We start from the raw sequence: 25,224 nt of genomic DNA, 5'->3' as shown, positions 1-25,224 counted from the left end.
ACGTTCACTGCGCGTGCCCCATGCAGATGCTACCCACAAGCGAGCGAAGGTCAGCACAACTTGCTGACGCATCACTTCGCTTAAAACCTGCTGCGGCGTCTTAGACGTCGCTGCCGAAATGTAGGGCGCAACTAATCCCAGACAGCGAGATGCGCCTTGCCGTAGCCGCCAAACTAGCGGTATCTTTCTGATCACGCGGATTATGACGAATGCATCCGATCAGGCTTTCTTAGCGGGCCGAAATGCCAGAACTCGCATGGGATCTGTTGTGAGATAAGGGCCTTCCAACAGATCAATGCAGTAAGGAATCGCCGGAAAGACCGCATCCAGACACTCGGCGATCGCTTTCGGTTGCCCTGGCAAATTGAGGAGCAGCGTTTGCCCGCGAATTCCGGCAGTTTGCCGCGAAAGGATAGCCGTCGGCACTTTTTCCAACGAGACCTTCCGCATCAGTTCGCCAAAGCCAGGCATCAGCTTGTCGCAAACCGCTGCCGTCGCTTCCGGCGTTACATCGCGCAGCGCCGGACCTGTGCCGCCGGTCGTGATCACCAAGCAACACTGTTCTTCATCGCACAGCTGCCGCAAGGTTTGCTCAATCACGGCGCGATCATCCGGGATCACGCGCGGCGCCGCGATCCAGGCAGACGTAAGAATCTCACCGAGATAGGCCTGGATCGCCGGGCCGCCGCGATCTTCGTACTCGCCGCGACTGGCGCGATCCGAAACCGTAACGACCCCGATCACCGCTGGCGGTTGGGCATTCATACTGACGACCTATCGCGTTTAATCGACCGTGACAGTGCTGAGCGCAGCCGACGACGTTCCTCCGCCCTCGCTGCTGACATGCGCTTCCGCGAAGGCGTCTTCGGTCTCCCAAATGATCACTTTGACCGGGCGGACGTTCGACTGACTAAGCAACTCAGGACAGACGTAGTCAAGCAGATAACGGGCCATGTTCTCCGCGGTCGGGTTATAAGGCATGACAAAATACTTGCAAGGGACAACTTGCTTGATCGCGTTAATCCCATTGTCATCCTGATCGCTCAGCAGGAAACCGTGATCCCAATGTTCGTCGAGCCAACCTTTGAACTTCGCCTTCAGGTCGGCAAAATCAATCACGCGCCCTACGGCATCGACTTCATCGGCGGTGACATAAAAGTCCGCGACATAGTTGTGGCCATGAAAGAACTCGCATTTGCCGCCATGCTTGTACAAACGATGACCCGCGCAAAACTTGATGCGCCGCATAATAACCAGGCTCATCTTTCCATCTCCCTCTAAACACAATTGCTTACAAAATGAATTCTACCGGTTCGGTTCGCGGAGGCGAAACCGCTTCTTGATTTTGAAATCGACGCCAATCGGCGCCGAGAGGGCGTTTGACGACGGTAAACAGCGCCGTGCCAAGCAGCAACAAGGGAACAACTACACACAAGCCGACAATCGACCAAGCCTCACTAGGCAGCCAAACCTGACCAGCAATGTCCCCCCAAAAACAAAGATAAGTCAGCGTCACGGCCGACATCAGAAGCTCTATCAAGCCGCGGCGAACAAACTTGCCTTGTCGCGACGCAAGCAAACTCGCCGCTCCATACAGCGGCAATACCAGTGCTGCGATCGTCACCACCGCTTGCCAGCCGAGGAACAGCCCCGTCATGCTAAGCATCGTCGGCAGCGCCCAACCGCGGGTCAAATCATCCTCGGTTCGATTTTCTAACTGATGCACCGCTAGTCCAAGCAATGCCCCTACGATCGTTCCCGCCAGGGTGGTGAACAGTTCCAACATCCTTGGCGACGCAAGCGATTCCATCGCGGCGACGGGATGTAGACCTGGCCAAATCAGCGGAGCGCCAAAACCAACCAGCGCAGAGACCAGAATCGTCGAGCGTGGAATTCGCTGGCGATCCCAGGCAATCAAGCCCCACGGCAACAGCCAGCAAAAGAAAGCAGCGTGATAGGCGTACATGCGGATGATTGGCCAGCGGGTTTCAAACACCACGCCAGCAAACCCGCGTCCACTGGTGATCGGTCCACCTGGCAAATTTCCGCCGCCAGACAATAGCTCGACAATCAGCAGCACGACAAAGATCAGCCCCATCGTCGCTTCAACCAGCGGATAGCGAGCCGAAATAGGCAGTCGACAGGCGCGACACTTTCCCTCGAGATTGATCCAACCGAGCACCGGCACATTGTCCAGCGCGCGAATCTTGGTGCAACAATACGGACAACTCGAAGGCTTATCAACCACCGATTTTCCGCGTGGTAAGCGCCAGACGACCACATTCAAAAAGCTGCCGATCACGGCGCCAACGCTAAAGAACCAACCGAAACCGAAGACGCCCATCATCCAATCGCGCATGACCGCTAGTCGCTCTAGCCGCTGCATCGCTTCGCTTGGTCGATGTGGGGCCGAGCTACGGACCAAAAACTCAATCGCCGGCCACGCAATCAAAATCGTGATAAAGATCACGAGCGCTGCGCCGACGATCTGCCGGAGGCGATTTTTCTGTCGAGCACGCGGCATTTCAGCGCAACTTCGGGTTGTTGATGTGACGCTCCGAGTCGCGTCCCGTTTTCTTAGCCAGATTCTTGGCAAGCGCGGCGGTCAAATCGACTCCGGTTTGATTCGCAATACAGATCAAAACAAACAGGACGTCTGCCAACTCATCCCCTAGTTCACCGCGGCGATCCCCTTCTTTGAAGCTTTGCTCGCCGTAAGTTCGCGACATGATCCGCGACAATTCCCCTACTTCTTCGACCAGTTGCGCCAGGTTCGTCAGCTCGGAGAAGTAGCGTACTCCAATCGTCCGAATCCACGCGTCGACTTCGGTTTGCGCCGATCGCAATGTGATGTCAGCAGAGGATTCAGACGTCATACGCTTCGCAATCTTGAAGGGCGACAAAAGAGGAACAGAACCAAATCGCCTAGGCGGTCAATCCGCCGGCCACGCCCTTGGTGACGATCGCCACGGCGTCATGCGGATGTAGACTCTCGAAATGGCTCGCCTGGATGCGGTAGTCAACGATCCCTGACATCGAATCGACGGCGTTCTTTAAACGACGCGCGGCGTCTTCGCAGAACATCAGGTTCTCGCCGTTGAGCCGGGCGAACTCTTGTTCGTCGGTACGCTTGACCGCCGCTTGAACAGCGGTGTTAAGCGCCCCTTCGGTGCAAGTGATCAATTCGTCAATCGGCAGGTCGCTGCGCGAATCGTCCAGTTCGATCGTAATATCGGCATGGCTACGTTGGCTGTGCGGCACCGCCATGAACGTTTCGTTAGAGCCGAGCCAATTTAGAACAGATGCGGTCGAGAGCCATTGATGGCCAAAGAACTGCTCTTCAAATTGCTGCTGCAACAACTGTCGCGCCAATGCCGCCGAGCAGGGGCAAGCGCTCGAGTAGGTCAGCCGAACATGCACACGGTAGGTCACCTTGCCGCCAGTGGACCAGGCTTCAATCTTGACCGGGTAACTTCGCCAAGCCGAATGATCGCTAAGCAGCGACTCGCGACGGATCATTTGCTCGTAGCTAAAGCGGAGATAGCTGGTCGCGCTGATCTCGCGATGCGTTTCCAGAAATCGCTGTAAGATCTTTTCGATCTGGGGGCGCCCAAACTCGGCGTCGAGTGAATCTTGAAGGGAAAGATACAGCCGAGACATGTGAATCCCCTTTACCTCGGGATCGTCAAGGCTGACATAGGCATCCACACGGGCCGGCGTCCGAATGATGTCGCCGCCGCTATCTCGCAATCGAATCGCAACCTCAATCCCAGACATCCCGACGCGGTTTAGCTTGCCTTGCACCAGCGGTGCGGCGTCTGCGGCAACATCGGGCAACATGCTGGTCCGCGTATCCAAGGAAAAAGGGCGAGCGGCAGGCGCATCAACCAAATTCGAGGAGGAGCTATCGGACGAAGGAAGATCAGTCGACATAGAATTCTCAAATCGCAGGGGCATAATATAAGGGCGAGGGATCGTGCAGAAAGATGTCTGATTTCTGACAGTCGCCTAACCGCAGATTGCGGCCCGCACTAACCATTATTTAGATTAGATGCTGCACGCCGCGAGAAGTTGCAAGGGGGGAGCTAAATCAAATCCAAGGCCTATTTTAGCGATTTTTTCGCCGGTGTGCCGACTGGTTCCCCAATTCACCGAGATTCACCTATTCCGGCTGATACAATGGACGGCAGAGCAGCCTCTGACAGGCGCAAGTCTCAACCTTTAGCCATTGTACTCCACCGGTCGGTCTGAAAAGTGGTGATCACCCCATGACGAGCTCTTTTGGACGCTTTCCCGACACTCGCCTACGCCGAAATCGCCGCACAGAATGGTCCCGACGGCTGGTTTGTGAAAACCAGTTGACCGTCAATGACCTGATTTGGCCCCTGTTTATTCAGCCCGGCAGCAGCCTCAAAACGCCGATAAATTCGCTTCCTGGAGTCGATCGCCTCTCGGTCGATCTGTTGGTGGACGAGGTTGGTCAGGCCGTTGATTTGGGGATTCCCGTAATCGCAATCTTTCCGGCGACACCCAGTGCGTTAAAAACTCCGGAAGCGGAAGAGGCGATCAACCCGGACAATTTGGTCTGTCAGGCGGTCCGAGCCATCAAACAGGCCCACCCCGGGATCGGCATCCTTTGCGACGTCGCCTTGGACCCCTATTCGAGCCATGGACACGACGGGCTACTGCGGGATGGCTATGTGGTCAATGACGAGACGGTCGAACTGCTGTGCCAGCAATCGATCATCCAGGCCGAAGCCGGCTGCGATATTATTGCTCCGAGCGACATGATGGATGGCCGCATCGGCGCCATCCGTCACGCATTGGATGATTCTGGCTTTGAGCACGTCCAGATCATGGCTTACGCCGCCAAATATGCTTCGGCGTTCTATGGGCCATTTCGTGAGGCGGTTGGCTCCTCGGGCAATTTGGCAGGCGGTGACAAGAAAACCTATCAGATGGACCCCGCCAACAGCGACGAGGCGATCCGTGAGGTCGCGCTAGACCTGGCCGAAGGCGCCGATATGGTGATGGTCAAACCGGGGATGCCGTACCTAGATATTGTACAGCGAATTAAACAAGAGTTCGGCGCGCCGACCTTCGCCTATCAGGTCAGCGGCGAATACGCGATGTTGTCAGCCGCCGCCGCCAACGGCTGGATTGATCGTGACAAAACCATGCTCGAAAGTCTGCTGGCGTTTAAGCGCGCCGGCGCCGATGGAGTATTGACCTACTTTGCCAAAGATGCGGCCCGGCTGCTGGCCTAACCGCTGACCAGACGGTGAAAAGGTGGCTCACGTTCTTGCAGCGGTCGAGCCGAAGACTTAGGCTAAACTAATTAGCAATAAACGGCCATTAAAGGCAAACCACCTTGCTATTCGAAAATCGAGACAAAACACCCCCAACGCCTGCCAGGCTGCTGCGTGGCTGGTTAGAACCGATCGTCGCTGATGCACCGCTGGCTTGGCTGGATGATCGGATCGCCGCGGTCGCAGCCGGAGATGAAACCGCGCTCTACTTGGGGTTTGGCTTCGCCCCACGCAAAGTTGGCAAGCAACCGCTAGAACTGTCGGACTTACAGTTAGAATTAGCTCGCGAAGCGCGCGCCGGCTGGGATCCATCTCGCTGGACTGTGGGACAAGCGGCGCGAACCTTGTTACTGCTGTCGATCCCTAGCGAAGATCCGGAGCCCTACTTTGCTCGCCTAGAAAAGCTGTTCAATGCGGCCGAGTTGAATGAGTCGGTCGCGTTGTTTCAAGCGCTGCCGCTCCTGCCGCATCCAGAACTACTGGTAGCACGCGCAATCGACGGGCTCCGTACCAACGTGAAGTTTATCTTTGCGGCGATCGCTCACCATAATCCGTTTCCCGAAGAAAACTTTTCGGAAGCGGCCTGGAATCAGATGGTGCTGAAAGCGTTGTTTATCGGCGCCGAGCTGGATCCTATGATCGGGCTTGATCGGCGTGTGAATCCAGCACTGGCCGAGATGCTGATTGACTATGCGCATGAGCGTCGCGCCGCCGCGCGTCCCATTCCGGCCGAGTTGTGGCGGATGGTTGGCCCGTTCGCGAATGCAACCGCGCTAGAAGACATGGCGGCGATCTTCGCCTCCGGCACGGAAGTAGAACAAGCAGCGATCGCATTGGCGCTGGCCGCCAGCGCGACCGATGAAGCCGATGATATCTTGCGCACCAATCCGCAACTTGCGGCCCAATTGGATCAAGGCAAGATCAACTGGAGCGGCGTTTGCGCCGCCGCCTACGCGAATTAACTGAAAGGGAACAGCATGGCCTATATCGATCCCCATATTCACTGCTCGTCGCGTACGACCGATGACTACGAGCGCATGGCCGAAGCCGGTATTGTCGCCGTGATTGAGCCTGCATTTTGGCTTGGTCAGCCGCGCAGCAACGCTGGCTCGTACCATGACTATTTTTCGAGCCTGGTCGGGTTTGAACGATTTCGCGCCGGCCAGTTTGGGATTCGTCATTACTGCACGATCGGATTGAACGCCAAAGAAGCCAACAATGAGCGACTGGCCGAAGAAGTGCTTGACATGCTGCCGCTGTTTCTCGCCAAAGACAATGTGGTTGCGGTAGGCGAGATCGGCTTTGATGACATGACTGCCGCCGAAGAACGTGCACTGCGCGTGCAATTGGATCTGGCGAAAGAGCTGGAGCTGCCGGTGATGATTCATACGCCCCATCGCAATAAAAAGCGGGGGACCTATCGCAGCATGGACATCATCGAAGAGCATGGCGTCGCTCCGCATATGGTGGTTATCGACCATAACAATGAGGAAACCGCCAAAGAAGTGCTTGATCGCGGCTACTGGGCCGCTTTCACCATCTATCCGAAAACGAAGATGGGGAACCAACGCATGGTCGAAATCGTCAAGCAATATGGATCCGAACGAATCATCGTTGACTCCTCCGCTGACTGGGGAATATCTGACCCGCTCGCAGTAACTAAAACAGCAAATTTGATGCTGAGTCAGGGTATCGCCGACGAAGATGTTCAGCTAACGTGTTACAGGAATGCGATCTCGGCTTACAATCAAAGTGGGCAATTCAACGAATCCGATTGGTTGAATCCCACACCGATTAACGAACAAGATTTGTTTGCCGGAAATAGCGTTCTGCGGGGGCAACGTCCTGAGACAAATGCTCCTCAAGAAGATGAGATCATCTCTTAGCGCCTGGAACTCGCTAAGCAGATCGACAATACGAGATACGAGAAGAGGCCGATGTCGCCATAGTGCGACATCGGCCTCTTTTTTTGTTTTTAAACACAAAATGATCGCGCGCAAGTCCTTAAGAAAAGGGTGGGAGCATGCTTTTGAAAAATGGAGCAAGCGATGACGTCGGGACGACCAAACGTCGCGAGCTAGTTTTTGAAAATCTAGAGGATGCGGTGGATGAGTGTCGACGACTGATGATCGTCGGCTATCACCATGTCGGCAAATGGAGTTTAGGGCAAATCTGTCAGCATCTCGCCGCCGGCATGAATCAATCGGTCGACGGATTCCAAGATCCACCGCCCTACTGGATTCCGCTGGCGAAGCCTTTTTTGCGGAAGTTTGTCTTGCCGACGATGCTTCGAGGAGGTGTGATTCGAGCTCGGGCCCAAGCCCCCAAATCAACATTGCCAACCGCCAACGCCGGCGATGAGATCCGCTTGAGCGAGCTTGAACAAGCGATTGCAAGAATCAGCGACGAGAATTGTAAGTTCGTCCCCTCCCCGCTGTTTGGCAATCTGACGCCTGAAGAGTGGCGCAAATTTCACCTGTGGCACTGTCAGCATCACTTGAGCTTTTTGCTCCCTGCCAACAAACGCTAGGCGAGAACCCCTTATTTTTCAAAGCGGGCCGACAACCAATCGGCCCGATCTTTGACATCTCCGCGATCAGCAAAGTCAACCATCAGCGCAATCGCGGTGGCCCCAGCCAGTGGTACGTTGATCGGCTCTGGCTGCATCCCGCCGCGGATGATTTCGCTTTGATAGGCCGATTTCCAAACGCCATCTGCACCAGCCAAGTAAACGCGAAAACGGACGCTTCCTTCGTCGCCGGATGTTCCATCGACGGCGATCTCGGCCGCAAACCGTTGATATCCCTGCGGAATCGGCGCCGCCAATCGCGATGTGCTATGGACCCCCAGCCCTTTGCGATACAGGACTCCAGCGGCCGACAGTTCGCCTCCCAAGACGTTGCGATCGCGCTGAAAACTCCACTGCGTCGTCAAAAACGAAACCTGCTTGGCCTGCAGTTGCGGCAAATCGGCCAGGTACATGACCTGCTGAGAGACTGGAGCGGCGTAAACCAAGTCTCGCTGCAACCGAGCGCCGGGGATTGATTGCAAAATAACATCTCGCGCGATTTCGGCTGTCATACTTTTCGCCGCAAGAGTCACATTGCGAACCGGCAACAGCGAGCCGTCGCTGAGTCCAATCCACGTATCGCTTGACTCGCCTGAACTGGGCGTCAAATTCGGAGCAAACAAGATTGCCGCGACGCGAGTTCGATCGACGGCTAGTGAGTCGGTCGTGGTTTCCAACTGAATCGAATCGGATTTGATCGCCGCGACAAGTCCCGAGATCACATCGCCATTTTCGAGCAGCAATTGATCGTCGATCCCCGCATAGCTGTCGATGCGATCAAAGAGCGTCTGACGTTTCACATCGTCTAAGGGCAGTCGAAAAACAATCCCTCGAATCAGTCGCAGCGGCAGCTTCACTTCGTCAAACGCTTTGGTCGGAAAGCCGATCAGTTCGCGGCGCGCTAAAGCGATGTCCTGCAATACGAGGCGCCCGCCGCCGTGAAGCAAGACCAGCGGCGTTTTCACCACTGCCGCCGGAGCGCCATAGCGTACGATCTGCGAACTCGCGATCATCGCGTCTGCGCCGTCAATGGTAAATCTCCAGTTGTCGGCTTCGATCTGGGTTAACGCCGCTTCGCGACGAATCTGACCTTGTTCTAGCAGCGTCCGCTGAGCAAAGCCCCACTGCGGCGCTGCGACCAGGACGACCGCGATGATGACGAGACGGAAACGGTACATGAGGGCGCTACCGCTGGAAGATCGGCAAGTAGTTATTGGGCATTTGCAGCACGACGCAGGCCATCGCCGTTCCATATTCAGGGCAGATAAAGTCGGGCCAATATCCGCCGGCGGTTTGCCGACTGAGCAGATACTCACGCACGACCGGATAATACTGCCGCCAGAGTCGGTCTCCGGCATGCCAGAACGCCTGAGATGCGTAGTACTGTCCGTAAAAGAAGTGGCTATTACTGCGGATCTCGCGAGGATTTTGCAGGTTTTCGACCAGGTACTGCATTCCTCGGACAACTTCTTCGCCTGCGTAAATGCCGGCGCTGTTTAGCGCGACGACACCAGCCGCAGAGCGGGGAAAAGCACTGGGCCCGCCACTTTGCAACATGTACATGAATCCGCCATCGGGATTTTGGCTACGCTTGACGTAGTCCACGCAGCGATCAACTGTTTCGTTCGGCACATAAATGCCTGCGTTCCGCGCGGCGCGAAGGGCCATCATCTGACAAACCGTCACCGAGATGTCCGCGTCTTGGCGGACCGGTTCGTAGCGCCAGCCGCCATCGATGTTTTGCGTATCGACGATCAGCTTAATCGCTTCGACCAGCTTTTCGCGGACCGACGAATCCGCAGACATGCCGTAGACTTCGCCCAGAAACAGGGTTGCGAAACCATGCCCATACATCGGGCCATGAGTCGCAGCGCCGGGGATTGCGATAAAGCCTCCCTCTTGCGAATTGGCGAGAATGTACTCGATGCAGTAGTCGATATTTTGTCCAAACGGTCCGCGACCAGGCGAACTGCCATGCGACATGAAAGCCATGCCAGCTAACGCGACGACCGCCGTATTGGCGCGATAGCCATCAAAGCCAAAAGCGCCTCGAGCGCGTCCCTCTTTGATCTGTCGCTCGGCTAAATACCGCAGTCCGGTGTCAATCGCGGTCCGAGCTTCCGGCGTGATCATCTCGGCCGAACGCGATAATTCGGGCTGGGCCTGCGCAAGACAGGGTCGCAAGCAGGACGGCATTGCAACAGCCAGCGGCGTAGCGGCCAGCGCCGTCAGAAACTGTCGTCGGCTCGATTTTGTCATGACCTCTCCCTAGGATCGACGGCCCAGCGGCGGTTGCAGCAGCAGAAGCTCATTGACCTGCTTGCTCCTGTTCCGCCAGGCGACGGAAATACTCTTCCGTCAGACGTTCGTATTTTGGCAGAAATTTTTCGACCGAAGCATTTTGCAACTGTTGGCGAACTCGCTCTGGTAATTGACCCCAAACTTCTTTGATCAACGCGCCGCGCGCTTCGAGCGGCAACAGTTGGTATTCACGATCTTGCACCTGGTCGCTACTGTCATTGGCCTTGTCGCTCTGTTGCTGCTGCGACATTTCCTGCTCGCTTTCCCCTTCTTGGGGCTGCGTTTCAGAACCGCCATTTTGCGGCTGCTGTTCGCTTTGCGATTGTTGCTGTTGTTTTTGTTGCTGCTGGTTCTGATTCTGCTGTTGCTGTTCTTTTTTTTGTTGCTGATTCTGCTGCTGTTGTTGGTTTTGTTGCTGTTGCTGTTGCTGTTGCTGTTGTTTCTGATTGGCTTGTTCAATCAAGTCATCCAGTTGCTTGAGGATCGAGTTCTGCAGAGCCAGCGTGTTGTCTTCAGCTTGACCTTGCCCAATGCGATCTTGCACCGTTTGCATCTGGCGACCAATGTTGACGAGCGGATTTTCTGGCTCCTCGCCCAGATCCTCTCCAGCGGGCTGATTTGCTTCATCTGGCGCAGTCTCGCCTGGTGCTGGCGGGTCTGCCTGGGAAGGTGCTGACGGATCGGTTTTGTCTGCGGCAGATGAGTCTGTCGAATTTGGCGGCGTCATCTTGGGCAGTTCGAGCCCGTCAAATAGATCATCGCCCAGCCCTTCCAGCAACTCTTGATCAAGCGACGACTGATCGGTCGCGTCATCGGCGACTAACGGCATTGCGGCAGCAAGAATAAAGCAGGTTGTGAGTATTGCTAGGATTCGCATGACTATTGCTCGATCTCCGCTTTCTCATCGATCGCCGGTTCGCCTGCCGGTGGCTGCTCTGCCTCTTCGGGCTGGAAGAGGTCATCTTGGGCCGGCTCTGTTAATTCTAACGCCAATTCGGCCAGTTCGCCCTGTTCTTTCGCCAGACGAGCTAATTCTATCTCCAGCTCGACAGAGGGGGGAGTCTCTTTCCGCAGCCGATCTGCGGCCTGTTTTGTCAGATCGTTTAGCCCTTGCTGCATCAGCTTCAAGAGCTTGAGCTGAGCAATCTGGCTAATACCATCCTGATTGCCCTGCTGCTGCGATTGTTGCTGTTGACCTTGTTGCCCCCCCTGCTCTCCTTCCTGCGGTTGATTCTCTTCCGCATCCCCTTCCTCCAGGGCCTTTAGCAATTGCTCGAGCCGCATGGCCGACTGATCAGCGGTCCGCTGCGTAGCCTCGGACAGATCGCGAGCATCCAGTCCGCGAGCGGTTTCTCGCATCAAGTCGGCCGCAGTCGTCAATGACAAATGGAAAACAGCAGCTTTGGAAATCAAACGCGCAAAGTCAGCGGTTTCGGCCATCAGCCCTTTTTGCAACTGCGAGACCGCGCGAATCGATTGTTTTTGAGCTTCGTTCGGAACTCGTTGGCCAACGAGTTCACGCAGCCGATCGATCTCGCGGACGACGGTATTTTGCTGAATTACCATCGACTCGATCGACTGACGCAGTCGCTGCGATTGCTCTTCGGCCAAGTCTTTTTCGACTTGCTGTTGTTTTTCGGCCAGCTCTTGCTGCGCGGCATCGAGATCCTGCTGGGCTTGATCTTGCTCTTCCAGCGCGGCGCCCGCGTCATCATTGTTGGCTTCTTCAGCCGCTTTTTCTAACTTTTGTGCGGCGTCGCGCACTGCGTCGGCTGCTTTCTCGGCTCGTAGTCGCGCTAACTTTCGCGCTAGACGCTCTGCTTCGGTTTGCAGGTTCTTCGCTTCCGCCGCTAGTCGCGCTAATTGTCGACCACGCTCGGCAGCGTCGGGAGTTTTCGCCGCTTGTTTTAGTTTGTCTTCGAGACCTTTTTGCTTGGCCGCCAACTCACGCAGCTCTTGCTGTGCCTCTTGCAGTTTTTCCGAGAGTTGCTTCAAGCGATGCTCACGGCGATTGTTCAAGATGTCGAGCATCTCGCCCAGTTGCTGATCGACTTCGGCTTGCGCGCTGGCGGCTTCGCCGAGCTGATTTTGCGCCAGTTGAGAGCCGGCCTTGCGCATCTGTTGCGAGATCGCTTCTTGCCGCTGCTGCTCCATTGCGTCCTGCAAGGTTTCCGCCGCAGCTGGCTCGTTAACAGCTAGTTGCTGCTCCATCTCGCGCATCCGCGCCTGGATTCGATCCAGCTGATTCGCTAGGTCGGACTGGTCGGTCGCAAGTCGTTTTCGTTCCGAACGTTCGGCTGGATCGAGCGCCTCGGCAGTTTTGCCAATCGTCGCTGCTTGCTCCGCTTGCGTCCGCTCTTGCAAATCTTGTTGACGCTCGCGCAGTCCGCGCAGGTCCAGTGCAAAGCGACGATACGTATCCCATTGCGATAGCCCCGAAATCATCTCTTCTAACTGACGTTCGCTTTCACGCTGCTTCTCAACCGTTTCAGAGAGCTTGCGGTGCATTTCAGCAGCTTGTTCGGCGCGATCTGCCGCAGACCCTTTCTCTCCCAGCTCGATCTCACGTTTCGCTTCGCCCAGTCGGTTCTCGATGCTCGCTAACTCATCAGCAGCCAATTTCTGGGTTTGCTCTTGAAGCGCCGCTAGTTGCTGCCGAGTATCGATATCTTCGATGCCATTCTGCTCCATTTCCCGCTCAATTTTCTCAATCTGCGCGGTAACGCCTGATTTTGGATCGGCAATTTCGCGACGCACGCGGCGCTGACGGAGTTCGGCGTTTTGCAATCGCGAGCGATCTTGCGGGCCCAGCGGTTTCCCTTCGGCCGCCGCGATCTCAACAGCCGCCGTCTCGCTGCGCGCTTCGGACTGCGCCTGGGCCGCTTCTCCCAGTTGCGTGATCAAGCGGCGCTGCATCGCGACCATTCGTTCTTCCATCTGCTGGGGCGTTACGATCGTAATGCGCCGCGGCAGGCTCACCCCTTCTTGCGGCTTTCGGTCGTAAGCGACCAAAGTCGCTTCCAAAACGTCGCCAGGCTGAAGCCCTGCTAGTTGAGATAACTGCCAGTCATGCTGCAGCGTGAGGGAAGGCAATGGATTGGCGCTGATCGATTCAAGCGAGGTCGCGCGCAGAGCATCCTGAGGAGCGGTCCACAATTCAACTTCTGTCGCGCCAGCATCGGTGGCCCGCAGATTCATGAATCGCAACAACACGCGATCCAAGCCTAGATCGTCAGTCCCTTCCGCAGCGAGGTCAATCTTGGCGGTCGGCGTGACATAGATGTTTTCTTCCGGTTTTCGCCAAACCAGCTCGGGCGGTTTGTCAGGGATCGCGCGGGCTTGGAAACGATCTCGTTCGGTCCGCACCAGACCACCATCGGTTTCGACTTCCAGCCAATACACGCCGGACGATGTTAGCTCGAACGGGTTCGCCGGATCGCTGCTCAGCGATAGCTGATCGCTACCGACGGCCAAAGGGATCGTGCGACGTCCTTCGGGGCCTTCAAAGTAAAGCCGCGCTTGCTTGATTGGTTGATCGACGCGTCCCTGAAAGTTGATTTGTGATCCTTGCAGCGCCAATATCACACGCGGCGAGGCGACGCTCTCCCACCTGGTGTAATCAGGGGGCGAGACCGTGATTTGCACGTCCGTGATTTGCGGAGGATCGACCGCTTTGAGAGTTTGCCACTGCATCGCGTCGTCGTCGCCCCCGCTGGCGCGGTAGCGCAAGTCGGTGGTGATATTGGACAACGTTCGTTTCATTACCGATTTGGCGAAGTCAAATTCCATCGGCAGCGACTCGATGCGATCTCCGCGATCGACTTGCAACGTCACCCCTTCAGGCAACTGACCACCGCCATCGATGACTTCTAGCGAAAGGCTTTCGCCCATCGCGACGCTGGTCGGCGGATTGACAAATTGCAGTTGATTAACTCGGGGCCACTGCACATCGCTCCAAGGCGCCGCCAAACGCGTTAATGCAATCCGCGCGTATCGCGGCGTCGCAACTGCCAGAATTAACGCTGCGGCGATCGCACCAATCGCGACGAGCGCCGCTTTCTTGTAAAGGTCGCGATTGATCGCCGCGTCCAGATCGTAGCTTTGCAGTTCTGCTTCGGTCTCAGCGACGACATTTCGTTGCAGGGACAACGAACCAGTAGCCGATCCATTACCGAGAAACTCAAGCGAGCTCGAAAGACGATCGCGAAATTGAGGAAAAAACGCTTCAATCCGCTGGGCTGTCGCCAGCAAGCTGGGCCGCCATTTCCAGGCGGAGCGCAACAAATAAACTGTAATCGCCAGGCAACCTCCCCAAGCAGCGAGCGAGAAGAAATAGCGTGTGCCAGATTCTTCGCTGTGGACTAGGTAGTCGAGCAGCGCTACGCAGCAGATTACCCCCAGCAGCGCAGCGATACACCAAAATAGCGCGCGCAACCTGACAAGCCGCACAGCGCGGTTCCGGATACGTTCTATCTGCGTAATGATTGGGTGGTTCATATCTAATCTACGATTGAACGGCTTCTGCCATCACTATAGCGGGCCAGCGGCGGCGGCTTCCAGTCGAAAATGCCGCAACCACCGTTACAACAATCCTCCGCGCTTCCTGAGCAGCCATTCTCCAATGATGAGACCAATAAACAGGGTCGCTAGTTTCCAAGAATTCCAAACCGGGATCGGCGAGAGCGTTTCGATCCGAACTTGTCGCCCTTCAGGCAAGTCCTTCAATAGCTGGGTCGCGTCGGCAAACGTATAAAACTTTCCGCCAGCCGCGGTTGCAGCAGCGCTGAGTTCGTCAAAGTCGGCGGCCAATCGAGCCATTTCGCCGGCCGTCGCTTCGATCCGAAAATTAGTCGCAGCTTGTTCCGGCGCAGCGGACATTACCGGCTCGGCGATCCACGCACGATATTCCCCTTCCGGCAAATCGCTGATCGCGGCTTCAAACGTATCGCGGCTTCCCGAAGCCCGGGCCAACGAGACGCGGCGTTGTCGGCCACCGGCTTGCTCAACCATTACGGTCACCCCTTGGTCGCTGGTCGGCGCTTTGCGATCATCCAAAAAACGGACACGCAGTCGAACAGGTTCGCCTCGTTCGTATTCGTTGCGATTCGCCGTCAATTCGGCGCCCCAGCCTCCCCCCAAGATCGATGCGCGCGCCAAATAGCGAACTGTCTGCATCCAAAAAGGGTCGTGATGCTCCCACCGCCACAGATCATCACTCGCGAGGAACATCACTTTGCCTCCGCCGACAAACTGCTGCATCAACAGCGGAATCGGCTCTCCTTTGGCGTCCACGCGATCACGAGCCGAGGCCAGCACTTGCGCGCCCGGTTTAAGCGTCGGAAATTCAGGCAACCAATAAAGCTGTTCAATCGTGTCCCACCGCCGGATCGTTTCGCTGGTGTTAGAACCAACTTGTAGCGGCGGCGAACTGATCCCCAGGTTCGTCAATTTGACCGAGATCGAATCGGCAAGCGGCGGCGCAGGTCGCTGCGATCCATCCATTTGAAACGGGAAGAGCCCAGCCAGCGGCGTGCCACCATACTGCCAAGGCAGAAACTGATCCCCGGCGACAAAGATGACGCCGCCCCCTTTTTCGATCACAAACTTGGAGAGCAGCTCTAGATTGATGCGACTTAAAAACGCGGGATTCGCATCACCGATCACGATGACGTCGAACTTGAACATCTCGTCCTGATTGGACGGAAATATTCGCTCCGCCACGGCGTCTTGATCGGCGTACTCCAGATCAGAATCTTGCAGAATCGCCGTCAATGCAAATGCGTTCTCGGGACGGCCGCTCGAACTGACCGGCTTCAACTGCCGCTCGAACAACGTTTTTAAATAGCGATACTGAAATCGCGGTTGCGAATCGACCAACAGCACTTTGATTGCATCGTCACGAACCGCTACTTGAGCGGTCGCAACGTTGTCAGTCAGATCGATCTCATTATCGCCAGCTTCGACCGACACGATAAAAGTATAGTCTCCTTTTTTCGTCGGACGAAACTGCAAGTCCAACTGCCGCGTCATCTCGTCGCTGGTGACAGAGACCGATTTCTCGGCCAGGATCTCTGAATCGTCCTTGGAACGCAACGTGACCCGCGCAGTTTTGCCCGCCATTCCGGCAGCAGTCAAACGAAACTTGAAATTGAGAGGATCGCCGACAAACGCCGCTCGCTCGACATCCAGATCTTCAACCCGCAAGTTCAATTGACGTTGGCGACTTCCTAATCCGACCACATACAGGGGCGCACCGCGTCTTCGGGCGATCACCGCTGCGTCAGTAAGCGATTTTCCTTCCGTCGTGATCCCGTCGGTCAATAAGACGACTGCTGCGGTCGGCCGGCCGCGTTGTTGTTGGAAAATCTCGGTTAAACTGTCTCCCAACTGGCTCGCCGGGCGATCGGCGACTCCGGTTTCTAACATCGCACTCCATTGCTCGACGTCGCCGCTCCAGGCCCGACCGCTGTCAGCGATAAAGTATCCCTTCAAGCGATAACGCGACTTTAGTTGTTCCAGCCAATCTTCCGCCAACAGCAACGTGCGTCCCTGATTCCAACGTGACGCATCGGCATATCCAGCAGCAGTGACTCGTGATTCAACTTGCGATGCATCTTCGCCAGAGAGCACATCCACATGCGACATGCTTTTTGAATCATCCAGCGCGATCACCAAGTCCGGCGTATCGGTACGGTAAGGTCGCAACGACAAGCCATACAGCATGAACAAGATGAGCGCGACCAGCGCAATTCGCATCGCGGCCAAGGTTGCTTTGTACCATGGACGCTTGGTAGACCGTTCGCGATAGTAAATCGCGGCGACCAGCGCTGCTCCGCCGATAAAAACTGCGATCGTCACCCACGGCGCCCAAGGGGCGATCCATTGAATGCTCGATTGCAAACCATCCGCTTCCCGCGCAGCATCGCCGGCAAAAAACCAGTATATCCAACGATCAAAAGCGTTGTTCATAGGGCGGCCGATCCAAACTTCCAGGCAAGAACCGGTTCCAGTAACAACAACGCCAGCACGCTGAGCAGAATCATCCGAAACAGCGGCACGCCATCGGCGATTCCCGACGCTAAGTAGGCGCCGTCATCTGCATTGGCTTGAAACAACACCGACGGCAAATCTTCGCGAGCGACTCGCGTTAGATTACTTTCGACGGTTTGCAAATTGACGGCGAACAATTGGTCAGCTTGGGGGCGATCGCTGACTTTCAAGCGATAGACTCCGCTGGTTTCGGTTTCGTCAAACATCCAACTTCCATCCGGCAAACGTCCCAAACGTTGCGTTTCGTCGCGAGGAGTTGTAATCGCCGCTGTCACGGCGGACGAACTAGTCGTCAGACGTCCTTGCAGCATTTGGCCGACCAAAACGTTTTGCTTGTCACTCTCTCCCCGCACTAGTTGCGCGAGCGTCTCTTGCACCAGCGGTGGAAAGCTCGGCCAGGTCGGCAAAGCGGACCAAGGCTGTCCAGCACCGCTTGTCGTTGTGATTGCCGCCGGCAGCGTGATCAACGCAACGTTGTCGCTCACTTCTGCTTGATCACCGGCAATTGCACTACCCAAGACAATCGCCGGATCTCCGCTGTCAAACCACAAAGCGATGCGTGCCGTATCGTTTTGCTTGATGCGGTAGTATCGCCAGATTGGGGTCGACAAGAGCCCGCCCCCCTGTTGCCCGCGAAACGGCTCGATCAGCGGGTGCTCATAGCCGCGCGGGTCAAAACGATACTCCCCTTCCTCGCTGGGAGACTGCAAAACAACCGGCAATAGCGGATGCTCTTGCGATCCAAGCAGGCGGTTGTAGTTATCAGCGTCCGCATCGGGTCCCAAGAAAAAAGCGACCCCCTTCCCCGTCGCCGCATAGTCGGTCAACACGCCGGCCTCTTGCTCGGTAAACCGAGCCGCATCGGCGACAAAGATTGCCGCGTACGGAGTGAGATCGATTTCGACCAGGGTGGATTGGCTGATCACTTCGGGAGCAATCGACGCTTCCGCGGCGTCATCGGGGCGCAGCGCAAATCGTAAAAATTTGGCCGCGCCAGGACTGCCGGCGACGCACAGCACACGGACTTGCTCCTTGGCTGACGCGACAATCCAACGATGGTCATCGATCGGCAACGCATCTTCGTCCAGACGAAACTCAATCGCGTGATCCCCCTGCTTTTCAAAGCGATACGAAAACTGCGCCGACGCCGCTTCGCTGGTCGACAAATCAATCACTTGCTGTCCCACCAAGGTGTCATCGACAAACATCCGCAAGCTTTTTTCTCCGCCGCTGATTTCTCCGTCACGGCGGAGATCAATCTCAAATGTGCTGGGCGCCGCTAAGGTCGCAAAGGGTTCCAGCATTTGCACATTTTCAATGTAGGCGTTCCCGGTCGTTGCTTGCCCCACATCAATCAGGCTTAAGCTTCCTTTTTTCGCGAGCGATTCAAATCGCTGCGCAGCGCCGCCGGAGGTCGCTCCTTCCCAAGTGGACTGTTGCAAATCGCTGAGAAAGATCACGCGTGAACGGGTCAGCCGGGGATGATTCGCATGCGCGTGGTCCAAGATCTTTTCGACTTCGGCCAACGTTGCTTCGAGGTTTGCGCCGGCATGAGCGACCTGCATGGCGTCAAGCTCTTGCAGCACGTCTCCGCTGTCATAGGCCGGATCGCCGATCACCACCAGCGGCGGCTGTCCTATCCGGATCAGCGTATAACCGTCTCCTTGCGACGACGCAGCGACTATGTGCCGAGCCTCTTCTTTCGCCGCGTCAAAGCGGGAACGTCCGTTCTCGTGGTAGTCCATGCTATAGGAACCGTCGATCACCAACACAGTGTGTCGCGCATCGAGCGAAGCGGACGAAACCAGCGGCGAGCCGGAGGTGCAAGAGATATCGGCCAGCGCCAACGCAAACAGCAGCATTATCGCGCAGCGGATAATCAGCAGCAGCAGTTGCTCGATCTGAATCCGCCGTGAATTCTTTTTCATTGCAGCGATCAGGTACTGCATCGCCGCCCAGGTTGTATTGCGATGTCGACGCCGATTCCACAGATGAATTAAGATCGGCGCAGCCGCAGCCGCTCCCCACGCCAACATGCCGGCGCTGGAAAGTAAGAACGGGCTCACGGCCAATAACGACACAGGCAATGTTTCCTTACGAATGCATCCGAGCCATGCGACCCGATAAAAAAGCGTTTAGCACCACATCCAGCGGTTGATCCGTGCGAACTTGCAAATAGTCAATATTCGCGCTGCGCGCCTGTGCTCTCAATGAGTCAATCGCAGCGTTAATCTCACGCAAATAGGCTTTGCGAAGCGACTGCGGATCGACCAGCAGTTCTGGCATTTCTTCCAAACCTTGAAACATTGTCGGCTGCTGAAAGGGAAAGTCGAGCTCAGCCGGATCTAACAAATGAACCAAAACTACATCGTGTCGACGATGCCGAAAGTGCTGGAGCCCGGCGATCATTGTGTCGACATCGTCAAAAAAGTCGCTAATGACCAGCACGATTCCTCGTTTGCGAAACCGCTCGGCCAGTTGATGAAAGATCGGCCCTGTCGCCGTTTTTCGTCGCGACTCGGTTCGATCCAACACCTCAAAAAACTGCTGCAACTGCGTGGGACTGCTACCCGGTTCGATCAGCGTGCGCACCTCATCGTCAAAGGTCGCCAGACCCACAGCATCTTGCTGGTGCAAGGTAAGCCAAGCCATGGTCGCTGCGATGCACTCGGCGTACTCCAACTTGGTGAGCGAAGCATGGGGGCCGCGATAGGTCATGCTTTCGCTGACATCCAGCACCAGATAGGCGATCAGGTTCGTTTCGTCTTCGTACTGCTTCAGATAGAATTTGTCCGTACGACCATACACCTTCCAGTCCAGATAGCGCAGATCGTCGCCCGGCGCGTACTCTCGGTGCTCGGCAAACTCAATCGAGAAGCCGCGATAGGGACTGCGATGCGAACCCGAGACGAACCCTTCCACAATGTGCTGGGCCCGCATTCTCAAGCCATGCAGCTTAGCCAGCGTTTGCGGATCTAAACGCTTTGTCGGCTTGTTCATCTGCGGTGACCGTGGGGACAAGTTCGATAAGCCGACGAATCAGATCATCGGTCGTGATCCCTTCAGCATCGGCGGTAAAATTGGTTCGCATCCGGTGACGCAGCACGGGCAGCGCGACTGCCTGAACATCCTGGGTAGTGACAAAGGTTCGCCCTTGCAGCACCGCGCGAGACTTAGCGCCTAATACTAGGTATTGGCTCGCGCGGGGCCCGGCGCCCCATTGCACATATTGGCCGATAAAGTCAGGCGTTTCGTCACGTCCCTTGCGAGTCATCCGCACCAGTTGAATCGCGTACTCGGCAATATGATCCGCGACCGGCGCTTTGCGGACGACATGCGTTAACTGCGAAATATCGTCCGCCGACAACGTGGCCGAAATCAACGAGTGATGGTCGGTCGTCGTGCGCCGGACGATTTCTAGTTCTTCGGCAGCCGACGGATAGTCGACCTGGACGTTGAACATAAACCGGTCCAACTGCGCCTCAGGCAGCGGATAGGTCCCTTCTTGTTCGATCGGATTTTGCGTCGCCAAGACAAAGAACGGACTCGGCAGTCGATGACGCTGACCGCCGGCGGTGACTTGATGCTCTTGCATCGCTTCTAACAGCGCCGCTTGCGTCTTGGGGGGCGTGCGGTTGATCTCATCCGCCAAAATCACATTGGCGAAAACCGGACCGGGGATAAAGCGATACTCGCGTTGACCGGTCGCGCGATCCTCTTGAATTACTTCGGTGCCGGTTATATCTGACGGCATCAAGTCTGGCGTAAATTGAATCCGATTGAAGTCGAGCGATAGCGATTCGGCCAGACTGCGAATCATCAAGGTCTTCGCCAGCCCTGGGACGCCGACCAAGAGGCAATGGCCGCCGGCAAACAGTGAAATCAATAGCTGCTCTACTACCTCTTGCTGGCCAACGATGACCTTGGATAGTTCGCGCGTGATCTGCTCATATGCAACGCTCAGCTTGCGGACAGAATCGATATCTTGGTCTTCCAAAATCGTTACTCCGAAGGAACTGCGACTCGCAATCGGCGAGCGAAAAATCAGGGAGCCGGACTGTTCGGCGCGTCACTCTTTAATACGGTTAACTGCGTTGAACCGGCAATCACCAGACGATCTTCGGCGATCGCCAGATTTCCGCCTGTCAGCCCTAGCGCTTGCAAATCGATCGGGTCGCGAGCGACGACCACTTTTTCGTCCTGATCCAATTGCTGCTTCAAGACATAAACCGCTTCCAAGGTAGGCCAATATATTCTATCACGAGCCAGAACGCCGCGTCCGTAGCCTAAGGGAGGGCTCTCCGTTTCCGGATTTTGCGGATCACGCGGATTGGGGAACTGACTACGAATCCTGCCCGAATCAAGCCGGATCCAATAAACCTGCTCTCCACTTACGATTAAATCTTCTTGAGTCGTCCCCAGCAGATGCAGCGCTTGCACCCCGCCGGGCACAGTTTGCCACTGTAATTTTCCGGTCGCCGCATCCAGCGCCACGATCCGATCGCAATCGGCCGGCATCACAATCACCATATCACCGGCGACGATACACGGGTTAAGATCACGAATCAATTGTTGATTGGCGCGGATCAAGGTTCCCGCTTCTAGCGGCCCCCGCGGATAAGTGGTCAACCACTGGATCTCGCCGGTAGCGGCGCTGACCGCCGCAACAGCGCCGCGATTGGTGTTGTAATACAACACGCCGTCCGACATCGTCAGTAAGTTGTGGGAGCGTTGCCCCGCCTTGTCACCCAGAACGAGCCCAGCGCCATACGGTTCGGTCGAACAAATCGTTCGCCGCCAAATACGGCGAGCGGTCGAAGCGTCATAGCAGGCGACGGCCGATTCGCTGCGCACGCCGTTTTTGGTCATTGCGACATACAGCCGACCATCGTCGATCAGTCCGGTTCCTTCGAACTCCCAAGCATCTTCGCCCGACTCGTTGGCGGCGATGATCGCCGCAATCCGACCTTCGGCCCCCAGGTCAATAATGAACATCTCCGCTGACTTCGTGAACTCCGAGGCTTGTTCCGTATAGACCGAGAGAGAATTCCCCAGTCGCGCCGCCATCAGACGTCCATGGGCCGATAAAGTATGGCGTGGCGATCCAATCGCGGATTCCATTTGCGGCATTTGACGCCCTTGCCATTGATTGGTATTTCCCAGCTGCAGCCCATTCGTAATGTCAGGGCCGCTGTTGTGAAAGGAGCCGAAATCTATGCTCTTGCGATCCCGCGCTTCACCACTTGGCCAAGCCGGCGAACCGTCCGCTAGCTGAAAGGCCCTTAAACGCTTGGAGTCATTCACAAACAGGCGCCCTGCGACCACGATCGGAAAGGTGCTCAGCGGCGATGCGCCGCTTTGCTCCGTTTCCTTCAAGCCCGGCAACTTGACATTATCGGCCGGTTTAGGCAACGCCGTCGACCAGGCGACTACGTCGGCCGCAGGCATGGTCGATGCAATCGCGGTCCGTGTCGGACTGCCGGCGAAGGTTTTCCACTGGTCTACATACCGCAGCGATTTTTGTACGTCCTTGTCCGAGTCGAGAATCGTTTGCAGCGCCAGGTCATAGCGTTGTTGCTTGCCGGCGATCCAGCCTTCGGCCTGAGGAGCCAGTCGCTGGAGCAAATCCAATTCGATCGCTCCTCGTCTCGCATCCCCTTCCAGCGCCGAAGCCAGCGTTAAACGAGCAAGTAAATCGGCCAAGGGAATATCCGTACCAGGCGCCGATCGATGTGCAGAGAGCCGCTGCGGCTGCAGCAACAACTTAACGATCTCTGCTTGGTCTTGCTCCCAATTCACGCCGTCAACCGCAACCCAGAGCGGTTGCCCCGGTAGTGCGTACAACAGTGATTTCTCATCATACGGAGCACGCAGGCGCGGATCGATCTGCTCCCAGGCAGCTCGCGCCGCGGCGAACTCTCCGCGCTCTAACCGCATATCGCCCAGCGCCAGCAGCGCATGATCGGTCTCGCTTGCTAGAAAATAGTTTTCGATCGCTTGCTCTAACGCGCCGGGATCATGAGCAGCGATCGCGGCGTCAAACGCCGCTTGGGCCGAGATGTCCGTTTGGTCACGATAGGCGGCCAAAAGCTCTGGCTGCTGTCGTGCGATTTCAGCCAATTGCGTATGCAGCCGCCGGCGTAAACCTACATAAAAAATGTATTGATCATCTGACTGAAGCGTTATCGAATCAGCCTCAAACAGTTCGTCGCCGTGTGCAGAGACTAAGCGGCGATACCCTTCGATCGCCTCTTGCCACTGCTGATCTTGTAGCCGTTGCTGAAGCTGCACCAGCAACTGCTGAGACTGGTTGTTGAGTTCAGGCAAATCAACCGTCAACGAAAACTGCCCCCGCGAGGGTGCAGTCTGCGGCAAGAACATTGCTTGCCCGCAAGCAAGATTTGCCTGTGTTATGGCAACCGCCACTGCTGCGACCAGCATCCAGAAGTGCTTGCAAGGTAAAAGGAACAGCATGCTCAGCCAGGAAGGAAGAATAGGAGGGCGATGCGAACAGGACAGTATTTCCGCATTTGAAAGTATAGGGCCCAGGCAGGCGATCACAAAATCAGGCTCCCCCCAATCGGCTCAATCTGCAGATCCTCCCATAAACCGGGCTCCGCTATCAAAAAGGGAGTTCCCACGTATTTCTAGCGCCCCCCAAGAGATCTTCCGGCGATTTGCCAGCTTCTCCCGCAGCTGGATCGCATGCGACATTTTGACATCTGCCCAGTGAAGTGGGGGAACGGTACGATGAACGGGCTCTGGCTCACTTGTGGCCTGGCGAAAGGGAGAAAGAAGGAATTCATGAGATTTTGGACACTTGTGCGAAGAAGTCTCGCTCTGCGCTGTCCCGTTTGTGGTCAAAGTCGGCTGATGCGAACTTGGTTCACCACGTACGAGCAATGCCCAGAGTGCGGCGCCCGGTTTGAACGAGAGCCTGGCTTCTTTCTCGGCTCGATCTATTTCAACTATGGTCTGACCACGCTGATTGTGGCGGTCACCTTTCCGCTGCTGCTGTTCAATGGACTCGTTGATTCTCAAACGTTGTTATACGGGGCGCTGGCGTTTGTTTTGATCTTCCCGCTGATCTTCTTTCCGTTCGCGCGCAGCTTGTGGGTCGGTCACGATCAATTCTGGGATCCGCGCACCGACGCCAAAGAGCGACTTCCCCCGTCTCGGACCAAGGACTAAGCGTCGACCGGGGGTTGCGTGGGAACCCCCATCGCTGCTTTGCGCTGCGCGACTTCGGCGACCGATTCGTCGGAGCCAGCGGCGGTGGCAACGGCAGCCTGGGTGCGGATCGACCAAATCACGTAGGCGGCGAACGCGCCGATCAGCGTAAACGGCATCGCCATCATAAAGATAATGCTCCAGCCGTAGGCGTTGACATAGCGTTCGCCAAACCCGGCCTTACAAGTGGGACATGCGTGGGCCAACGAAACCTGAAAGACCAAGATCACCGCCAGCGCGATTGCCAGAGACCCCAGCTGTGAAGCAAGTTTTCGGATGTTCATCGCAGTGAGCTCCCCCAGCGCTGGCTACCCAGCGATCAGTTGCGGCGGATAGATCTGGTATAGCATTAGATAAACAAAAACGCCGGTTACCGAAACATACAACCAAATTGGAAACGTTACTTTCGCCAGTTTAAGATGTGCGCGCCGATTGTCACGCAAACCGTAGTAAATTGTCGCGACCGCCAAAAAAGGAACTGCCGCCGCCAGTACGATATGCGTCAACAAAACGGCGTAGTAAAAGTAGCGGATAGCTGCTGGCGGATAACTGGGGAACGTCTTCCCATGCCCTTCTAACAGCGCGTGGTAGGTTAAGTAGCACCCCAAAAAAATCACCGACACGCCAAAGCATGCGAGCATCGTCCACTTGTGAGCGACTTCCTGCCGTCGCTTGATCAGCACAAAACCAACGACCAGCAAGACCGTCGCCAGCGCGTTCAGCGAAGCATTGACATGCGGCAAGATTTGAACCAGGTCCAAGTGA

At 56.2% G+C, this 25,224-nt stretch carries 21 protein-coding genes; 5 read left to right on the top strand and 16 right to left on the bottom strand.

Translation table 11 applies throughout. The annotated features are described in order from the left end of the window. Positions 1–219 precede the first annotated feature (219 nt). Genes mog through folE2 form a run of 5 tightly spaced genes read right to left on the bottom strand, consistent with a single transcriptional unit; the run spans position 220 to position 3,933 of the window. Positions 220–765: a molybdopterin adenylyltransferase gene (gene mog / locus SH421x_RS07285; RefSeq protein WP_488854755.1), complete on the bottom strand. Its 546-nt coding sequence runs from the start codon at positions 763–765 to the stop codon at positions 220–222. An 18-nt stretch (positions 766–783) separates the two neighbouring features. Next, positions 784–1,263 (bottom strand): 6-pyruvoyl trahydropterin synthase family protein, encoded by a 480-nt coding sequence (locus SH421x_RS07280; protein WP_488854754.1) that lies wholly within the window; start codon positions 1,261–1,263, stop codon positions 784–786. Between the two features lie 28 nt (positions 1,264–1,291). Continuing rightward, positions 1,292–2,524: a prepilin peptidase gene (locus SH421x_RS07275; RefSeq protein ID WP_488854753.1), complete on the bottom strand. Its 1,233-nt coding sequence runs from the start codon at positions 2,522–2,524 to the stop codon at positions 1,292–1,294. A gap of 1 nt (position 2,525) precedes the next feature. Further along, positions 2,526–2,876: a nucleotide pyrophosphohydrolase gene (locus SH421x_RS07270; RefSeq protein WP_488854752.1), complete on the bottom strand. Its 351-nt coding sequence runs from the start codon at positions 2,874–2,876 to the stop codon at positions 2,526–2,528. Positions 2,877–2,925: 49 nt separating this feature from the next. Next, positions 2,926–3,933, bottom strand: coding sequence for a GTP cyclohydrolase FolE2 (folE2, locus tag SH421x_RS07265; protein ID WP_488854751.1), 1,008 nt, complete (start codon positions 3,931–3,933; stop codon positions 2,926–2,928). Between the two features lie 335 nt (positions 3,934–4,268). Between folE2 and hemB the strand changes: the two genes are divergently transcribed. From hemB to SH421x_RS07245, 4 genes are all read left to right on the top strand, one after another. Continuing rightward, entirely contained in the window at positions 4,269–5,267 is a 999-nt protein-coding gene (gene hemB, locus SH421x_RS07260) for a porphobilinogen synthase (RefSeq protein WP_488854750.1), read from the top strand. A 104-nt stretch (positions 5,268–5,371) separates the two neighbouring features. Continuing rightward, a complete protein-coding gene (locus SH421x_RS07255; protein ID WP_488854749.1) occupies positions 5,372–6,271 on the top strand; it encodes an EboA domain-containing protein in 900 nt (299 codons plus the stop codon). 15 nt (positions 6,272–6,286) lie between these two features. After that, positions 6,287–7,195, top strand: a complete 909-nt coding sequence (locus tag SH421x_RS07250; protein ID WP_488854748.1) for a TatD family hydrolase — start codon at positions 6,287–6,289, stop codon at positions 7,193–7,195. 137 nt (positions 7,196–7,332) lie between these two features. After that, positions 7,333–7,839 carry a DUF1569 domain-containing protein gene (locus tag SH421x_RS07245; protein ID WP_488854747.1) on the top strand — a complete coding sequence of 169 codons (507 nt, stop codon included), beginning with the start codon at positions 7,333–7,335 and terminating at the stop codon, positions 7,837–7,839. 11 nt (positions 7,840–7,850) lie between these two features. Here the strand turns inward: SH421x_RS07245 and SH421x_RS07240 are convergent, their stop codons facing one another. From SH421x_RS07240 to SH421x_RS07200, 9 genes are all read right to left on the bottom strand, one after another. Continuing rightward, entirely contained in the window at positions 7,851–9,056 is a 1,206-nt protein-coding gene (locus tag SH421x_RS07240; protein ID WP_488854746.1) for an NPCBM/NEW2 domain-containing protein, read from the bottom strand. Between the two features lie 7 nt (positions 9,057–9,063). Further along, positions 9,064–10,137, bottom strand: a complete 1,074-nt coding sequence (locus SH421x_RS07235) for a prenyltransferase/squalene oxidase repeat-containing protein (protein WP_488854745.1) — start codon at positions 10,135–10,137, stop codon at positions 9,064–9,066. 49 nt (positions 10,138–10,186) lie between these two features. Continuing rightward, on the bottom strand, positions 10,187–11,056 hold the full coding sequence (locus tag SH421x_RS07230; RefSeq protein ID WP_488854744.1) for a hypothetical protein: 870 nt from the start codon (positions 11,054–11,056) through the stop codon (positions 10,187–10,189). Between the two features lie 2 nt (positions 11,057–11,058). Further along, complete coding sequence (locus SH421x_RS07225; RefSeq protein ID WP_488854743.1) at positions 11,059–14,613, bottom strand: coiled-coil domain-containing protein; 3,555 nt, start codon at positions 14,611–14,613, stop codon at positions 11,059–11,061. Positions 14,614–14,760: 147 nt separating this feature from the next. After that, positions 14,761–17,148 (bottom strand): hypothetical protein, encoded by a 2,388-nt coding sequence (locus SH421x_RS07220; protein WP_488854742.1) that lies wholly within the window; start codon positions 17,146–17,148, stop codon positions 14,761–14,763. Continuing rightward, positions 17,145–19,310, bottom strand: a complete 2,166-nt coding sequence (locus SH421x_RS07215) for a VWA domain-containing protein (protein WP_488854741.1) — start codon at positions 19,308–19,310, stop codon at positions 17,145–17,147. Before SH421x_RS07215 ends, SH421x_RS07220 begins: the two co-directional genes overlap by 4 nt. Positions 19,311–19,323: 13 nt before the next feature. Further along, positions 19,324–20,229, bottom strand: a complete 906-nt coding sequence (locus SH421x_RS07210) for a DUF58 domain-containing protein (RefSeq protein ID WP_488854740.1) — start codon at positions 20,227–20,229, stop codon at positions 19,324–19,326. Further along, positions 20,186–21,229 (bottom strand): AAA family ATPase, encoded by a 1,044-nt coding sequence (locus SH421x_RS07205; RefSeq protein WP_488856416.1) that lies wholly within the window; start codon positions 21,227–21,229, stop codon positions 20,186–20,188. The genes SH421x_RS07210 and SH421x_RS07205 overlap by 44 nt, the downstream gene beginning before the upstream one ends. Positions 21,230–21,273: 44 nt before the next feature. After that, on the bottom strand, positions 21,274–23,604 hold the full coding sequence (locus SH421x_RS07200) for an outer membrane protein assembly factor BamB family protein (RefSeq protein ID WP_488854739.1): 2,331 nt from the start codon (positions 23,602–23,604) through the stop codon (positions 21,274–21,276). A gap of 429 nt (positions 23,605–24,033) precedes the next feature. Between SH421x_RS07200 and SH421x_RS07195 the strand changes: the two genes are divergently transcribed. Further along, positions 24,034–24,420 (top strand): DUF983 domain-containing protein, encoded by a 387-nt coding sequence (locus SH421x_RS07195; RefSeq protein ID WP_488854738.1) that lies wholly within the window; start codon positions 24,034–24,036, stop codon positions 24,418–24,420. Here the strand turns inward: SH421x_RS07195 and SH421x_RS07190 are convergent. Together SH421x_RS07190 and SH421x_RS07185 are read right to left on the bottom strand one after the other, a co-directional pair. Then, entirely contained in the window at positions 24,417–24,743 is a 327-nt protein-coding gene (locus tag SH421x_RS07190) for a hypothetical protein (protein ID WP_488854737.1), read from the bottom strand. The two genes, SH421x_RS07195 and SH421x_RS07190, sit on opposite strands and share 4 nt — an antisense overlap. A gap of 24 nt (positions 24,744–24,767) precedes the next feature. After that, positions 24,768–25,220 carry a DUF420 domain-containing protein gene (locus tag SH421x_RS07185; RefSeq protein ID WP_488854736.1) on the bottom strand — a complete coding sequence of 151 codons (453 nt, stop codon included), beginning with the start codon at positions 25,218–25,220 and terminating at the stop codon, positions 24,768–24,770. Positions 25,221–25,224: the final 4 nt, after the last annotated feature.

It is taken from the genome of Blastopirellula sp. SH421, assembly GCF_057808535.1.
This window is presented reverse-complemented; position numbering and strand designations above follow the sequence as displayed.

Coding starts and splice junctions, on each gene's coding strand:
- mog (WP_488854755.1), bottom strand. CDS start 765: ATGAATGCCCAACCGCCAGCGGTGATCGGGGTCGTTACGGTTTCGGAT.
- SH421x_RS07280 (WP_488854754.1), bottom strand. CDS start 1,263: ATGAGCCTGGTTATTATGCGGCGCATCAAGTTTTGCGCGGGTCATCGT.
- SH421x_RS07275 (WP_488854753.1), bottom strand. CDS start 2,524: ATGCCGCGTGCTCGACAGAAAAATCGCCTCCGGCAGATCGTCGGCGCA.
- SH421x_RS07270 (WP_488854752.1), bottom strand. CDS start 2,876: ATGACGTCTGAATCCTCTGCTGACATCACATTGCGATCGGCGCAAACC.
- folE2 (WP_488854751.1), bottom strand. CDS start 3,933: ATGTCGACTGATCTTCCTTCGTCCGATAGCTCCTCCTCGAATTTGGTT.
- hemB (WP_488854750.1), top strand. CDS start 4,269: ATGACGAGCTCTTTTGGACGCTTTCCCGACACTCGCCTACGCCGAAAT.
- SH421x_RS07250 (WP_488854748.1), top strand. CDS start 6,287: ATGGCCTATATCGATCCCCATATTCACTGCTCGTCGCGTACGACCGAT.
- SH421x_RS07245 (WP_488854747.1), top strand. CDS start 7,333: ATGCTTTTGAAAAATGGAGCAAGCGATGACGTCGGGACGACCAAACGT.
- SH421x_RS07240 (WP_488854746.1), bottom strand. CDS start 9,056: ATGTACCGTTTCCGTCTCGTCATCATCGCGGTCGTCCTGGTCGCAGCG.
- SH421x_RS07235 (WP_488854745.1), bottom strand. CDS start 10,137: ATGACAAAATCGAGCCGACGACAGTTTCTGACGGCGCTGGCCGCTACG.
- SH421x_RS07230 (WP_488854744.1), bottom strand. CDS start 11,056: ATGCGAATCCTAGCAATACTCACAACCTGCTTTATTCTTGCTGCCGCA.
- SH421x_RS07220 (WP_488854742.1), bottom strand. CDS start 17,148: ATGAACAACGCTTTTGATCGTTGGATATACTGGTTTTTTGCCGGCGAT.
- SH421x_RS07210 (WP_488854740.1), bottom strand. CDS start 20,229: ATGAACAAGCCGACAAAGCGTTTAGATCCGCAAACGCTGGCTAAGCTG.
- SH421x_RS07195 (WP_488854738.1), top strand. CDS start 24,034: ATGAGATTTTGGACACTTGTGCGAAGAAGTCTCGCTCTGCGCTGTCCC.
- SH421x_RS07190 (WP_488854737.1), bottom strand. CDS start 24,743: ATGAACATCCGAAAACTTGCTTCACAGCTGGGGTCTCTGGCAATCGCG.